12 protein-coding genes are annotated in these 15165 nt (G+C 62.6%); all 12 read left to right on the top strand.

Annotation, left to right across the window (positions count from 1 at the left end):
- Positions 1–257: 257 nt before the first annotated feature.
- The 12 genes from LFL96_RS19330 to rsmG all read left to right on the top strand — a co-directional run bounded on the left by LFL96_RS19330 (position 258) and on the right by rsmG (position 15058).
- Entirely contained in the window at positions 258–1037 is a 780-nt protein-coding gene (locus LFL96_RS19330; protein WP_280996826.1) for an ABC transporter ATP-binding protein, read from the top strand.
- Positions 1034–1792, top strand: a complete 759-nt coding sequence (locus LFL96_RS19325; protein WP_280996825.1) for an ABC transporter ATP-binding protein — start codon at positions 1034–1036, stop codon at positions 1790–1792. The genes LFL96_RS19330 and LFL96_RS19325 overlap by 4 nt, the downstream gene beginning before the upstream one ends.
- Positions 1793–1847: 55 nt before the next feature.
- Entirely contained in the window at positions 1848–3062 is a 1215-nt protein-coding gene (locus tag LFL96_RS19320) for an ABC transporter substrate-binding protein (protein ID WP_280996824.1), read from the top strand.
- Between the two features lie 145 nt (positions 3063–3207).
- The gene (locus LFL96_RS19315) at positions 3208–4092 is read left to right on the top strand and encodes a branched-chain amino acid ABC transporter permease (RefSeq protein ID WP_280996823.1); all 885 of its coding nucleotides are present in this window, start codon (positions 3208–3210) and stop codon (positions 4090–4092) included.
- The gene (locus LFL96_RS19310) at positions 4092–5063 is read left to right on the top strand and encodes a branched-chain amino acid ABC transporter permease (RefSeq protein ID WP_281000836.1); all 972 of its coding nucleotides are present in this window, start codon (positions 4092–4094) and stop codon (positions 5061–5063) included. Before LFL96_RS19315 ends, LFL96_RS19310 begins: the two co-directional genes overlap by 1 nt.
- A gap of 565 nt (positions 5064–5628) precedes the next feature.
- A complete protein-coding gene (locus tag LFL96_RS19305; protein ID WP_280996822.1) occupies positions 5629–6795 on the top strand; it encodes an ABC transporter substrate-binding protein in 1167 nt (388 codons plus the stop codon).
- Positions 6796–7229: 434 nt separating this feature from the next.
- Positions 7230–8390, top strand: coding sequence for an ABC transporter substrate-binding protein (locus tag LFL96_RS19300; protein ID WP_280996821.1), 1161 nt, complete (start codon positions 7230–7232; stop codon positions 8388–8390).
- Between the two features lie 220 nt (positions 8391–8610).
- Entirely contained in the window at positions 8611–9666 is a 1056-nt protein-coding gene (locus tag LFL96_RS19295; RefSeq protein WP_280996820.1) for a branched-chain amino acid ABC transporter permease, read from the top strand.
- 4 nt (positions 9667–9670) lie between these two features.
- A complete protein-coding gene (locus LFL96_RS19290) occupies positions 9671–11455 on the top strand; it encodes a branched-chain amino acid ABC transporter ATP-binding protein/permease (protein ID WP_280996819.1) in 1785 nt (594 codons plus the stop codon).
- An 11-nt stretch (positions 11456–11466) separates the two neighbouring features.
- Positions 11467–12219: an ABC transporter ATP-binding protein gene (locus tag LFL96_RS19285; protein ID WP_280996818.1), complete on the top strand. Its 753-nt coding sequence runs from the start codon at positions 11467–11469 to the stop codon at positions 12217–12219.
- A gap of 197 nt (positions 12220–12416) precedes the next feature.
- Positions 12417–14375 carry a tRNA uridine-5-carboxymethylaminomethyl(34) synthesis enzyme MnmG gene (gene mnmG, locus LFL96_RS19280; protein WP_280996817.1) on the top strand — a complete coding sequence of 653 codons (1959 nt, stop codon included), beginning with the start codon at positions 12417–12419 and terminating at the stop codon, positions 14373–14375.
- Complete coding sequence (rsmG, locus tag LFL96_RS19275; protein ID WP_280996816.1) at positions 14372–15058, top strand: 16S rRNA (guanine(527)-N(7))-methyltransferase RsmG; 687 nt, start codon at positions 14372–14374, stop codon at positions 15056–15058. Before mnmG ends, rsmG begins: the two co-directional genes overlap by 4 nt.
- Positions 15059–15165: the final 107 nt, after the last annotated feature.

The raw sequence follows: 15165 nt of genomic DNA, 5'->3' as shown, positions 1-15165 counted from the left end.
GTCCGTACATTCGTCACACGGCGCGGCCCATCGCCGCATCAGGGCCCGCAGCCGTCCCTCACTAGTGCAAATCCCAATGAATGCGCTGCATCATTGGCGCGACAATGGCAGCCATGCTGCGTGCCGCGCCTGGGATTACCGTCCGTATTGGTGCAGCACGCCAACGAGCGGCAGGGGGTGCCGCCGTCATAAAAAAGTCGCGCAAAGGTTCGCGCGGAAGATCGTAGTGCTTCGCCTTACTCCGTATGGAAGGGAACATGATTCTCGGCGATACGATTCTCGAAACGCGCGGCCTCACCCGTGAGTTCAAAGGCTTCATCGCCGTGAACGGGGTGAACCTGCGCGTGCGCCGTGGCTCGATCCATGCGCTGATCGGCCCCAATGGGGCAGGCAAGACCACCTGCTTTAATCTGCTCACCAAATTTCTCGAACCCACCGCGGGGCAGATCGTCTTCAACGGTATCGACATTACCGGCGAACGTCCCGCGCAGATTGCGCGTCGCGGCATCATCCGTTCGTTCCAGATTTCCGCGGTGTTTCCGCATCTGACTGCATTGCAGAACGTGCGTATCGGTCTGCAGCGCCAGCTCGGCACCGCGTTTCATTTCTGGAAGAGCGAGCGCACGCTGCGCCGGCTCGACGACCGCGCGATGGATCTGCTCACGCAGGTCGGTCTGACCGATTTCGCCGATGTTCTGACCGTCGAACTCTCGTACGGTCGCAAGCGCGCGCTGGAAATCGCCACCACGCTCGCGATGGAACCCGAGTTGATGCTGCTCGACGAACCGACGCAAGGCATGGGCCATGAAGACGTCGATCGCGTGACGGCGTTGATCAAGAAAGTATCGAGCGGCCGCACGATCCTGATGGTCGAGCACAACATGAACGTGATCGCCGGCATCTCCGACACGATCACCGTCCTGCAACGCGGCGAAGTGCTCGCCGAAGGCAGCTACGCCGAAGTTTCGAAGAATCCGCTGGTGATGCAAGCCTACATGGGCAGTGCCGACGCGGCACTCGCCGGAGCCCACGCATGAATACGATTGCCGAGCGCGAGAGCCTCGAGGTGAGCGGCACGGCGGACGCCGCGCCCGCGCTGGAGATTGCGGGTCTACAGGCGTGGTACGGGGAATCCCACATTCTGCATGGCGTCGATCTGACCGTGAACCGCGGCGAGGTCGTCACGCTGCTCGGCCGCAACGGCGCGGGCCGCACCACCACGCTGCGCGCGATCATGGGATTGACGGGCCGTCGTACCGGCTCGATTCGCATCGGTGGGCGCGAAACCATCGGCATGTCCACGCATCGCATCGCGCACTGCGGCATCGGTTATTGCCCGGAGGAGCGCGGCATATTTTCGAGCCTGTCGTGCGAGGAAAATCTGTTGCTGCCGCCGCCTGTCGGCGACAAGGCGCACATGATGTCGCTCGATGAAATCTACGCGATGTTCCCGAACCTGCACGAACGCCGCATGAGCCAGGGCACGCGGTTGTCGGGCGGCGAACAGCAGATGCTGGCGGTCGCGCGCATCCTGCGCACCGGCGCGAGCCTGCTGCTGCTCGACGAGATTTCGGAAGGGCTCGCGCCGGTCATCGTGCAGGCGCTCGCCCGCATGATCATCACGCTGAAGGAGCGCGGCTATACCGTCGTGATGGTCGAACAGAATTTCCGCTTTGCCGCGCCGCTCGCCGATCGTTTCTACGTGATGGAGCACGGCGCGATCGTCGAACACTTCGGCGCCGCCGAACTGGAAAGCAAGATGCCGGTCCTGCACGATCTACTGGGCGTCTGATTCCGGATCGCCCGATTGCCTCTGATAACCACAAGCGAAGAAACAGGAGACAGGAATGAAAAAGAACCCACTCGCGCGACTCGCCACCCTCTGCTTCGCGGCCGCCGCCGGCGCCGCCCTGACGCTGGGCAGCGCGCAAGCGGCTGACGACGCGGTGAAGATCGGCTACATCACCGATCTTTCGGGGCTGTACGCGGATATCGACGGCCCCGGCGGCCTCGAAGCGATCCGCATGGCCATCGCCGACTTCGGCGGCAAGGTCAACGGCAAGCCGATCACGCTGGTGTACGCGGATCACCAGAACAAGGCCGATATCGCCGCGTCGCGCGCACGCGAGTGGTTCGACCGCGACGGCGTCGACATGCTGATCGGCGGCACGAACTCGGCGACGGGGCTGTCGATGAACACCGTCGCGGGTGAGAAGCACAAGGTCTACATCAACATCGGTGCGGGCGCCGACACGCTGACCAACGAGCAATGCACGCCGTACACGGTCCACTACGCGTACGACACGACCGCACTCGCCAACGGTACCGGCTCGGCGGTGACGAAGCAGGGCGGCAAGACGTGGTACTTCCTGACCGCCGACTACGCGTTCGGCAAGGCGCTGGAAAAGGCGACGTCGGACGTGGTGAAGGCGAACGGCGGCCAGGTGCTGGGCGCCGTGCGCGCGCCGCTGTCGGCATCGGACTTCTCGTCGTTCCTGTTGCAGGCGCAGGCGTCGAAGGCGCAGATCCTCGGCCTCGCGAATGCCGGCGGCGATACCGTGAACTCGATCAAGGCCGCGAAGGAATTCGGCATCACCAAGACGATGAAGCTGGCCGCGCTGCTGATGTTCATCGACGACGTGCATAGCCTCGGCCTCGAAACCACCCAGGGGCTGGTGCTGACCGACAGCTGGTACTGGAACAAGGACGCCAACACGCGCAAATGGGCGCAGCGCTACTTCGACAAGACGAAGAAGATGCCGTCGAGCCTGCAGGCCGCCGACTACTCGGCGACCATGACCTACCTGAACGCGGTGAAGGCGATCGGCACGACCGATCCGGACAAGGTGATGGCGCAGTTGCGCAAGACGAAGATCGACGACTTCTACGCGAAGGGCTACATCCGTCAGGACGGCAGCATGATCCACGACATGTACCTGATGCAGGTGAAGACGCCGGCCGAGTCGAAAGAGCCGTGGGACTACTACAAGATCATGGCGACCATCCCCGGCGAGCAGGCGTTCACGACCAAGGCGCAGACGCGTTGCGCGTTGTGGAAGTAAGCACGGGCGGCCGCCGGCGCGACTGACCGGCGGCCAGCCGCTTCACCCGCCGTGCGCGGCCGGTGGCTTCGCCATCGTTCGCGCGCCGGCCTGATCGCGTGTCGGCGATCTCACCTTGGCGTTGGCTTCAGGGGTTAAGGCTTCAATGGAAATCTTTGGCATTCCGCTCCCGGCGATGCTGAGCCAGCTACTGCTAGGGCTCGTCAACGGCTCGTTCTACGCGATTCTGAGTCTTGGGCTCGCGGTGATTTTCGGCCTGCTCAACGTGATCAATTTCGCGCACGGCGCGTTGTTCATGCTCGGCGCAATGCTCGCATGGATGGGTTTTTCGTATTTCGGCCTGCCGTACTGGGTGATGCTGGTGCTGGCGCCGCTGGTCGTCGGGCTGTTCGGCATTCTGATCGAACGGACGATGCTGCGCTGGTTATACCGGCTCGATCATCTGTATGGGCTGCTGCTGACCTTCGGGCTGACGCTGGTGGTCGAAGGCGTGTTTCATTCCATCTACGGGTCGTCGGGCCAGCCTTACGACGTGCCGTCCGCGCTGTCCGGCGCGACCAATCTCGGCTTCATGTTCTTGCCGAACTATCGTGCTTGGGTCGTGGTGGCGTCGCTGGCGGTGTGCTTCGCGACGTGGTTCGTGATCGAAAAGACGCGCCTGGGCGCCTATCTGCGCGCGGGCACCGAGAATCCGAAACTGGTCGAGGCGTTCGGCGTCAACGTGCCGCTGATGATCACGCTCACCTACGGCTTCGGCGTCGCGCTGGCGGCATTTGCCGGCGTGCTCGCCGCGCCGGTCATTCAGGTCTCGCCGCTGATGGGCCAGCCGATGATCATCACCGTGTTCGCCGTGGTCGTGATCGGCGGCATGGGGTCGATCATGGGGTCGATTTTGACGGGCTTGATGCTCGGCGTGATCGAAGGATTGACGCGCGTGTTCTATCCGGAGGCGTCGGCGACCGTCGTGTTCGTGATCATGGCGCTGGTGTTGCTGGTGCGTCCGGCGGGTCTCTTCGGCAAGGAAAAATGATGCAGAGAAAAGTGCTCTACGGTCTGCTGCTGATCGCGCTGCTCGCGGTCCCCGTGCTCGGCATCTATCCGCTGTTCGTGATGAAGGTGATGTGCTTCGCGCTGTTCGCGGCGGCGTTCAATCTGCTGATCGGGTACACCGGCCTGCTGTCCTTCGGTCACGCGATGTTCCTTGCGTCGGCTGGTTACGTGACAGGTTACGCGATGCAGACGCTCGGCTTCTCGCCGGAACTCGGCGTGCTCGCCGGTACCGCGGCGGCGACGCTGCTCGGTCTCGTGGTGGGTCTGTTCGCGATCCGTCGCCAGGGCATCTACTTCGCGATGGTGACGCTGGCGCTCGCGCAGATGGTCTACTTCGTCTTTCTGCAGGCGCCGTTCACGCATGGCGAGGACGGCCTGCAAGGCGTGCCGCGCGGCAAGCTGTTCGGCCTGCTGGATCTGTCGTCCGACGTCGCGTTGTACTTCGTCGTGCTCGCGGTGATGGTGCTGGCGTTCCTGCTGATCGTGCGGATCGTTCATTCGCCGTTTGGACAGGTGCTGGTGGCGATCAAGGAGAACGAGCCGCGTGCGGTGTCGCTCGGCTACGACACGGATCGCTTCAAGCTGCTGGCGTTCATTCTGTCGGCGGGGCTGGCGGGTCTTGCCGGCTCGCTGAAGGTGCTGGTGCAAGGCTTCGAGACGCTGAGCGACGCATACTGGACGATGTCCGGGCTGGTGATCCTGATGACGCTGGTGGGCGGCATGGGCACGCTGTTCGGGCCGCTGCTCGGCGCGGCGTTGATCGTCGCGCTCGAAGACAGGCTCGGTGATATCGGCTCCGCGCTGGCGTCGACGACCGGAATCGACTGGTTTCGCTCGCTCGGCGAGTCGGTGACGATCGTGACGGGCGTGATTTTCATCGCGTGCGTGTTGGCGTTCCGGCGCGGCATTGTCGGGGAGATCGTCGCGCGTGTGAGGCCGTTGCGCGCGTGATGCGGGTGGCTGCAGGTGGCTGCGGGTGGCTGCGGGCGGTTCGGGCATCGTCGAAAATTGCTTTGGCATCCGATCTAATTTGCCGGGCTTCGACGCCGAGACGCTGAGGTAAAATCCACCGCATTCAGCACTGGGCAATTGTCCGTTCCATGAGCAAGCATGACCGCCCCAACTTTGTGCGGCAGTGCACCACTAGGGTAATTGCTAGTTGTAGTACGCCATGTGCTCGTTTAATCTTCATGCAGTTCTGATGCACCACGAATTTTGCAGGTGGAGAACGAGGAGACAATGAGGCACTCAGTGCCCAGACAAAAGCGCTGTTGGATTGATATCCAACAGCGCTTTTTATTTGTCATTTCACTATAGCGCCATTCGAATCGGCCGCTAATTTTCGGGCCCTTTTTTATTCGCCCGTCCATACGCTTTCCGCCTGCCGATAAGCCTGCAAAACGCTTGCAGCACGGGCCTTTGCTCCGTTACACTCGCTATTAACCGACCGCTGGGTCGGGATTTAAATCCGCGGATTTAAATTCGAATGAATTAACGGGGTAATCAGAGGAGCGGGATGAAGTCGGCATTGCGTTGGATAAGCGCGGCATTAGTCGCCACTGGAGTCACCGCGGCATGGTGCAATACGGCATTCGCGGACGTGAAAATCGGCGTGACGGTATCGGCAACGGGGCCGGCCGCATCGCTCGGTATTCCGGAAAAGAATACGATTGCGCTGCTGCCTAAAGAGGTCGCGGGTCAGAAAATCGATTACATCGTGCTCGACGATGCGACCGATCCCACGCAGGCCGTCAAGAATGCCCGCAAGCTCACCAGTGAAGATCACGTCGATGCGCTGATCGGCTCGACCGTCGTGCCGAACTCGCTCGCCATGATCGACGTCGCCGCCGAAAGCACCACGCCGATGATCTCCATGGCCGCCGCCGCGAGCATCGTCGAACCGATGGATGCGAAGCGCGCGTGGGTCTTCAAGACGCCGCAGAACGACATTCTGATGGCCACCGCGATCGCGCAGCACATGTCGAACCATGGCGTGAAAACGGTTGCGTTCATCGGTTTCGCGGACGCGTACGGCGAGAGCTGGTTCAAGGAATTCGGCAAGGCCGCCGATCTCGCGAAGATCAAGATCGTCGCGAACGAACGCTTCGCGCGCAACGATGCGTCGGTCACCGGGCAGGTACTGAAGATCATGTCGCAGAACCCGGATGCGGTGCTGATCGCGGGCGCCGGCACACCGGCCGCGCTGCCGCAGAAAACGCTCAGGGAACGGGGCTACAAGGGCAAGTACTATCAGACGCATGGCGTCGCCAATAACGACTTCCTGCGCGTGTGCGGCAAGGATTGCGAAGGCACGTATCTGCCCGCCGGTCCGTTGCTGGTCGCCGATCAATTGCCCGACTCGAATCCGGTGAAGAAGACCGCCGTCGCCTACAAGCGCGCCTATGAAACCGCGTACGGCGCCGGCTCGGTGTCGACCTTCGGCGGTCATGCATGGGACGCCGGCCTGCTGCTGCAACGGGCCATCCCACTCGCGCTGAAGAAAGGGCAGCCCGGCACGCCGGCGTTCCGTGAAGCGTTGCGCGCAGCGCTCGAAAGCACCAAAGACATGCCCGCGTCGCACGGGATCTTCAACATGAGCGCGAACGACCATGCCGGTCTCGACCAGCGGGCGCGCGTGATGGTAGAGATCGTCGGCGGCAAGTGGAAGTTGTCCGGCGACTGAGCGAAGGCGAAGCGCTACGGAAACCTCATTGAAAAAGACGCGTGCAGTTGACGCGTCTTTTTTATTGCCCGTTTCACGTGGGCGCAAGTGTGGCGTCGAGGCTTCAGGACAAACCCGAATCTGACCTGCTGTCTCTTGACCGTCGATGATGCAGAACGCAATACTACTACTAACATATTAGTGTTTTATCGGTGACGGGTCGTGGCAGGTTTGACGCGCACGTCCGCCGTAACAGGCACCGCTGACACGCTACCGGAATCGCAGCAGTTCGCAGTCGTGGCACGCAGAAGGGGAGTCGCATCGCATCCGGTGAGGGCAGCCGCGCCGAGCAGGGAAAACCATGCTTGGCATGCCCGAACCCTATAACTAGATTCAGACACCCGGCCCATGAGCCGGATTACAGATACGCACTTCAAGGCGTTTGGAGACTGGCAATGAAAAAGACCAAGCAATGGGTACGCACCGGCATCGCAATGGCGCTGATGTGCGGCGCGGGCGCGGCGTTCGCGCAGGTAAAGATCGGCGTGACGCTGTCCACCACGGGGCCGGCGGCATCGCTCGGGATTCCTGAGAAGAACACGATCGCGCTGTTGCCGAAGGAGATCGGCGGCAAGACGGTGCAGTACATCATCCTCGACGACGCGTCCGATACCGGCAAGGCCGTGCAGAACACGCGCAAGCTGATCGACGAAGACCACGTCGACGCGATCATCGGCTCGACCGTCACGCCGAATTCGCTCGCCATGCTCGACCCCGCCGCGGAAGGCAAGACGCCGGTGATCTCGCTGGCGGCATCGGCGGCGATCATTTCGCCGATGGACGCGAAGCGCGCATGGGCCTTCAAACCGCCGCAAAACGACAGCCTGATGGCCGACGCGATCGCCGACTACATGGAGCGCCACGGCGTGAAGACGGTCGGCTTCATCGGCTTCGCGGATGCGTACGGCGACGGCTGGAACAACGTGTTCACGGCGGCGGCCGCCGCGCACCATCTGAAGATCGTCTCCAACGAACGCTTTAACCGCACCGACGCGTCCGTGACCGGCCAGGTCCTGAAGACGATGGGCGCGAATCCGGATGCCGTGCTGATCGCCGGCGCGGGCACGCCGTCGGCGCTGCCGGCCAAGACGTTGAAGGAGCGCGGCTACAAGGGCAAGGTCTACCAGACGCACGGCGTTGCGAACAACGACTTCCTGCGCGTATGCGGCAAGGATTGCGAAGGCGAATTCCTGCCGGCCGGTCCGATCCTCGTGGCGGATCAGCTGCCGGAATCGAACCCGGTGAAGAAGTCGTCGGAAGCGTACAAGAACGCGTATGAGAAGGCGTACGGCGCGGGCTCGGTGGCGACCTTCGGCGGTCACGCGTGGGATGCCGGCCAGATGTTGCAGGCGGCGATTCCGGTCGCGTTGAAGACCGCTCAGCCGGGCACCGAAGCGTTCCGCGTGGCATTGCGCGGCGCGCTGGAAAACATCAAGGAGCTGCCGGTGTCGCACGGCATCATGAACACCACGACGACCGACCACAACGGCCTCGACAAGCGCGCACGCGTGATCGTGCAGATCGTCGACGGCAAGTGGAAGCTGCAGAACGACTAATCACAAAAGCGGTACGCGCCTCTCGCGCAACGTGCGGCACATGACGCCGCATTGCCATTCTGGTCGATGACAATGGCACCGACCGCCGCACCGGACCCCGGCGCGGCGGTCGTCTTTTCAGGCTTGCAGGTCGGTGGCCGCGGTCGGTTAGCCGCATAGCGCGCCACGACCTTTTCCGGTCTTTCCCGGTTTCGATTTCGACGCTTCAGGACGAGGAAGTATGGATCTATCAATTGCGGCGATCCTCGCGCAGGACGGCATCACCACCGGCGCGATCTACGCGTTGCTCGCGCTTGCGCTGGTGCTGGTGTTTTCCGTCACGCGGGTGATCTTCATCCCGCAGGGGGAGTTCGTGTCGTACGGCGCGCTGACGCTCGCCGCGCTGCAGACTCAAAAATTTCCGGCCACCTGCTGGCTCTTGATGGCAATGGGCGCGGCCTGTTTCGTCGTCGAGGTAGGGGGGCTCGTGCGACACGCGGAACGGCGCCGGCATGCGGCTCGCACGCTTGCCGTGCTGGTCGGCAAATACCTGCTGTTCCCCGTTGCGGTGTACGCGCTCACGCGCGGCGTGTTCCTGCAGCCGTTACCGATGATCGTGCAGATCGCGCTGACGCTGCTGATCGTGATTCCGATGGGGCCGTTCGTCTATCGGCTCGCGTATGAACCGATCGCCGAAGCGACCACGCTGCTGTTGCTGATCGTGGCGGTGGCGGTGCACTTCGCGATGGTCGGGCTCGGCCTCGTGATGTTCGGCGCGGAAGGCTCACGCACCACCGCGTTCTCCGACGCCACGTTCAATCTCGGCAGTCTGTCGATCTCCGGGCAGAGCCTGTGGGTGATCGGCACGGCAGCGGTGCTGATCGGCGCGCTGTACCTGTACTTCGACCGCTCGATCTCGGGCAAGGCGTTGCGCGCGACGTCGGTGAACCGGCTCGGCGCGCGCCTCGTCGGTATAGGCACCACACAGGCCGGCCGGCTTGCGTTCACGCTGGCCGCCGGCCTTGGCGCGCTGTGCGGCATCCTCGTCGCGCCGCTGACCACCATCTATTACGACTCGGGCTTCCTGATCGGATTGAAGGGCTTCGTGGGGGCGATTATCGGCGGTCTGGTCAGTTATCCGCTGGCGGCTGCCGGCGCGATCCTGGTCGGCCTGCTGGAGTCGTATTCGTCGTTCTGGGCGAGCGCTTACAAGGAAGTGATCGTGTTCACGCTGATCATCCCGGTGCTGCTCTGGCGAAGTCTGGCCAGCCCGCACAGCGAAGAGGACGAGGAGTGACGCGATGAAACGGATCATGCAAAACAAGTTCTTCTGGTTGTTCCTCGTGGTGCTGTTCGCGCTGCCGGTGCTGCCGCAGCCGATTCACGTGCCCGAATACTGGGTGACGCTGCTCAACTACATCGGCCTCTATTCGATCGTGGCAATCGGGCTCGTGCTGCTGACCGGCATCGGCGGGATGACGAGTTTCGGGCAGGCGGCGTTCGTCGGGATCGGCGCCTATGCGACCGCCTATCTGACGACCGCATATGGCGTGTCGCCGTGGCTTGCGCTGATCGCCGGCGTGATCGTGACGGCGCTGATCGCGCTGATGCTCGGCCTCGTGACGATGCGTCTATCCGGCCACTTTTTGCCGCTCGGCACGATCGCGTGGGGGCTCGCGCTGTTCTACCTGTTCGGCAATCTCGATATCCTGGGCAAGTACGACGGCATCAACGGGATTCCGGTGCTGAATGTTTTCGGCATCAATCTCGAATCCGGCCGCCACATCTATTACCTGATCTGGCTAGTCGTGCTGGGTGCGGTGATTTCTGTTCAAAACCTGCTTAATAGCCGGCCGGGCCGGGCAATCCGCGCACTGCGCGGCGGCGGCATGGTGGCCGAAGCAATGGGCGTGAATACCGGCTGGATGCGCGTGGTGATCTTCGTCTATGCGGCGGTGCTGGCGTCGATTTCGGGCTTTCTGTACGCGCACCTGCAGCGCGCGGTGAATCCGACGCCGTTCGGGCTGAACCACGGCATCGAGTTTCTGTTCATGGCGGTGGTGGGGGGCGTGTCCCACGTGTGGGGCGCGGTGCTCGGCGCGGCGATCCTGACGGTGCTGCAGGACTATCTGCAGACGCTGCTTCCGAAGTTGCTCGGCGAGAACGGCAACTTCGAGGTGATCGTGTTCGGCATCTTGATGGTGCTGTTGCTGCAATACGCTCGACAGGGCGTGTGGCCGTTCGTCGCGCGATTTTTCCCGCGTGGCCCTCGGGCGCATCTGGCGGATCACGCCGAACCGTTGCCGCAGCGCAGCAAGCCGACGGCGGGTGAAAATCTGTTGACGGTGAACAAGGCGCGCAAGCAGTTCGGCGGCCTCGTCGCGGTGAACGACGTGAGCTTCGAGGTGAAGGCGGGGCAGATCATCGGACTGATCGGCCCGAACGGCGCCGGCAAGTCGACGACGTTCAACCTCGTGACCGGCGTGTTGCAGGCGACCAGCGGCGAGATCACGTTCTGCGGCGAGCGTATCGATTCGCTGAGTTCACGTGAAATCGTCAAACGCGGGATCGGCCGTACGTTCCAGCACGTCAAGCTGCTGCCGGGGATGACGGTGCTGGAGAACGTCGCGATCGGCGCGCACTTGCGTGGTCACGCCGGCGTGTGGCGCAGCATTGCGCGCCTGAACAGCGCCGAGGAAGCACGCCTGATGGCGGAAGCCGCGCGGCAGATTCGTCGCGTCGGGTTGGAGCAGCACATGTATGACGAGGCTGGAAGCCTCGCGTTGGGCCAGCAGCGGATTCTCGAAATCGCGCGGGCGTTGTGCTGCGATCCGACCTTGTTGTTGCTGGACGAACCGGCTGCTGGTCTGCGCTATCAGGAAAAGCTGCAACTGGCGGACTTGCTGCGCCGCTTGAAAGCGGAAGGAATGAGCGTGCTGCTGGTCGAGCACGATATGGATTTTGTGATGAATCTCACTGATCGGCTGGTGGTGATGGAGTTCGGCACGCGGATCGCGGAAGGTCTGCCGCAGGAGGTCCAGCAGGATCCGGCGGTGCTCGAAGCCTATCTCGGCGGGGTGGAATGATGGAGAACACGATGAATGCAGCGGCGCCCATCCTCGACGTGAAGGGGTTGTCGGTTCGCTATGGCAAGGTCGAGGCGCTGCACGGTGCTGCAATCAAGGTGCGGCCTGGCCAGATCGTTTCGGTGATCGGGCCGAACGGCGCCGGCAAATCTACCCTGCTGAACGCGATCATGGGCGCGCTCCCGACCACCGGTCACGCGAAGGGCGAGGTGGTGTATCAGGGCGAAGAGGTCGGCGCGGTGCCGGTCGAGAAGCGGGTCGCGCGTGGCATGTGTCTGGTGCCGGAGAAGCGCGAGTTGTTCGCGTCGATGTCGGTGGAGGACAACCTGGTGCTCGGCGCGTACCGTCGCAAGCGGGCAGGGGAGCGCAATTTCCTGGATCAGCTGGAGCCCGTTTTCACGTTGTTTCCGCGCTTGAAGGAGCGTCGTCAGCAGGCGGCCGGCACGTTGTCCGGTGGCGAGCGGCAAATGTTGGCGGTTGGCCGAGCGTTGATGGGCAAGCCCGACCTGCTTATGCTCGACGAGCCGAGCCTTGGGCTTGCACCGTTGATCGTGAAGGAGATTTTTCACATCATCAGCGCGCTTCGGCAGACGGGTGTTGCAACCTTGCTGATCGAGCAGAATGCGCGCGCCGCGCTGCAGATTTCCGATTATGGCTACGTGCTTGAAACGGGTGAGTTGGCGTTAGAAGGGCCGGCGGCGGATCTGGCGCAGAACCCGCGCGTGATCGAAACGTATCTGGGGCTCGCGAAGAAGGCAGCGTGACGATGGCGTGAGCATGGGGCGGGGACTTCGGCCTTCGCGGTTCACAAACAATTCGAAGCGGCGTGTTTCACGTGAAACACGCCGCTTTTTTCGTCCTACGCCAAACGGACGAAATTCGGGCCGAAACCGAACCCGTTATAATTCGCCCATACATTTTCCTTTGAAGGCTCACGCGATGATCTGGCGTGAGATCCGCGATGCTTTTTCCCACAGAATTTGACGTAATCGTCGTCGGCGGCGGCCATGCCGGTACCGAGGCCGCTTTGGCTTCGGCTCGCATGGGCAATAAAACGCTCCTGCTGACGCACAACATCGAAACGCTCGGACAGATGAGCTGCAATCCGTCGATTGGCGGGATTGGCAAAGGCCATCTGGTCAAGGAGGTCGATGCGCTCGGCGGCGCCATGGCGGCCGCGACGGACGAGGGCGGTATCCAGTTCCGTATCCTCAATTCGTCGAAGGGGCCAGCGGTTCGCGCGACGCGCGCTCAGGCCGACCGGCTGCTGTACAAGCAGGCGATCCGGCATCGGCTGGAGAATCAGCCGAATCTGTGGCTGTTCCAGCAGGCCGTCGACGATCTGATGGTGGAAGGCGACCGTGTCGTCGGTGCGGTGACTCAAGTGGGCATTCGCTTCCGCTCCCGTGCGGTAGTGCTGACGGCGGGGACTTTTCTCGACGGCAAGATTCACGTGGGCCTGAATAACTACACCGGCGGCCGTGCCGGCGATCCGGCTGCCGTCTCGTTGTCCGCGCGGTTGAAGGAGTTGAAGCTGCCGCAAGGGCGTCTGAAAACGGGGACGCCGCCGCGGATCGATGGCCGCACGATCGATTTCTCGCAGCTGGAAGAGCAACCCGGCGATCTGGATCCGGTGCCGGTGTTCTCGTTCCTGGGGCGTGTCGAGCAGCATCCACGGCAGGTTCCGTGCTGGGTGACGCATACGAATGAACGGACGCACGACATCATTCGCGGTGGTCTGGATCGTTCGCCGATGTACACCGGTGTGATCGAAGGGGTGGGGCCGCGCTACTGCCCGTCGATCGAGGACAAGATTCACCGGTTTGCGTCGAAAGAATCGCACCAGATATTCCTTGAGCCTGAAGGGCTGACCACCAATGAGTTCTACCCGAATGGGATCTCGACAAGCCTGCCGTTCGACGTGCAACTCGAACTGGTTCGCTCGATGCGCGGTTTGGAGCACGCGCACATTCTGCGACCCGGCTATGCGATCGAATACGACTATTTCGACCCGCGTGGCCTGAAGGCATCGCTGGAAACGAAGGTGATTAACGGGCTGTTCTTCGCGGGTCAGATTAACGGCACGACCGGCTATGAAGAGGCTGCCGCACAAGGTCTGCTGGCGGGCATCAATGCGGGTCTGTTTGTGCAGGGCAAGGAAGCCTGGTGTCCGCGCCGCGATCAAGCTTACCTTGGCGTGCTGGTCGACGATCTGGTGACGCGTGGCGTGTCGGAGCCGTATCGCATGTTCACGAGCCGCGCGGAGTATCGCCTGAGCTTGCGCGAAGACAATGCGGATATGCGTCTGACGGAGATTGGACGCGAGCTAGGCGTTGTCGATGACATCCGCTGGGATGCGTTTAGCCGCAAGCGCGACGCTGTTTCACGTGAAACAGAGCGGTTGCGCACGACATGGGTGAATCCCAAGACGCTACCGGCCGACGAGGCGACGGCCCTGCTCGGCAAGCCGATCGATCATGAATACAGTCTGGCGGATCTGCTCCGCCGGCCTGGCATTTCGTACGATGGCGTGTGCGGCTTACGCGCCGGCACCTGCGCCGCGCCGGAAACTTTGGCGGACGACGAAGTTCTGCTCGCCCAGATCAAGGAACAGATCGAAATCGGGATCAAATATCAGGGCTACATCGACCGTCAGGCCGGTGAGATCGAGCGGAACGAAGCGCATGAAAGCACGCGCTTGCCCGAAGGGCTGGACTATGCGGAAGTGCGCGGACTTTCCTTCGAAGCGCGTCAGAAGCTGACGCAGTTCCGCCCGGAAACCATTGGTCAGGCGTCGCGTATTTCGGGCATCACGCCCGCCGCGATATCCCTGCTGATGGTCCACCTGAAGCGCGGCCTCGGACGTCGTCCGACGAAACCCGCCGAAACCGGCACCGACGGCACGCCGGTGACGCAATGACGGTGAATCAGAAGGGAAGCAGCCGGGAAGCCTTGGCACCGCTGCTGGAAGAGGGCGTTCGCGAACTTGGCCTGGTTCTGAGCGACGCTCAGCTTGGCAGGCTGCTCGACTACGTGGCGCTGCTCGCGAAGTGGAACGCCGTCTACAACCTGACGGCCATCCGCGATCCACGGCAGATGCTGATCCAGCACATCCTCGATTCGCTATCGATCGTGCCGCATCTGGCGCCGCGCGGCCCGTCGGCCGTGCTCGACGTCGGTTCCGGCGGCGGCTTGCCCGGCATCGTGCTGGCCATCGTTCTGCCGGAGTGGACGGTGACCACGAACGACATCGTCCATAAAAAGACGGCGTTTCAGGCTCAGGCCAAGGCCGAACTCGGACTGACGAATCTGTCAGTAGTGACGGGGCGGGTCGAAACTTTGCGGCCGGGCGGCGAAGTGCCGGCAAAGTTCGACGTAATCGTCTCGCGCGCATTCGCAGAACTCACGGATTTCGTTACACTGGCCCGTCATCTGGTTGCGGAGCGTGGCGCGATCTGGGCGATGAAGGGTGTGCGTCCGGAAGGCGAGATCGAGCGGCTGCCGGCGGGCGCCCACGTGGAACAGATCATCCGTTTGAATGTGCCGTCGCTCGATGCCGAGCGGCACCTGATCGAGGTGCGGGTCGACGAGGCGGGCGTCTGACGTCGAGCGATTGGCCAGTTGGTCGATTAGCCGATTAGCAGAATCCATCGCTCACCGAACCCGCGCCAGTAGCGCGTTTTACTTACTTCATCCAGGCAGCAAAAGGG

Origin of the sequence: Paraburkholderia sp. D15, from assembly GCF_029910215.1 — a bacterium.
Lineage (GTDB): Bacteria > Pseudomonadota > Gammaproteobacteria > Burkholderiales > Burkholderiaceae > Paraburkholderia.
The sequence above is the reverse complement of the archived record's forward strand: the minus strand, read 5'-3'. Positions and strand labels throughout refer to the sequence as shown.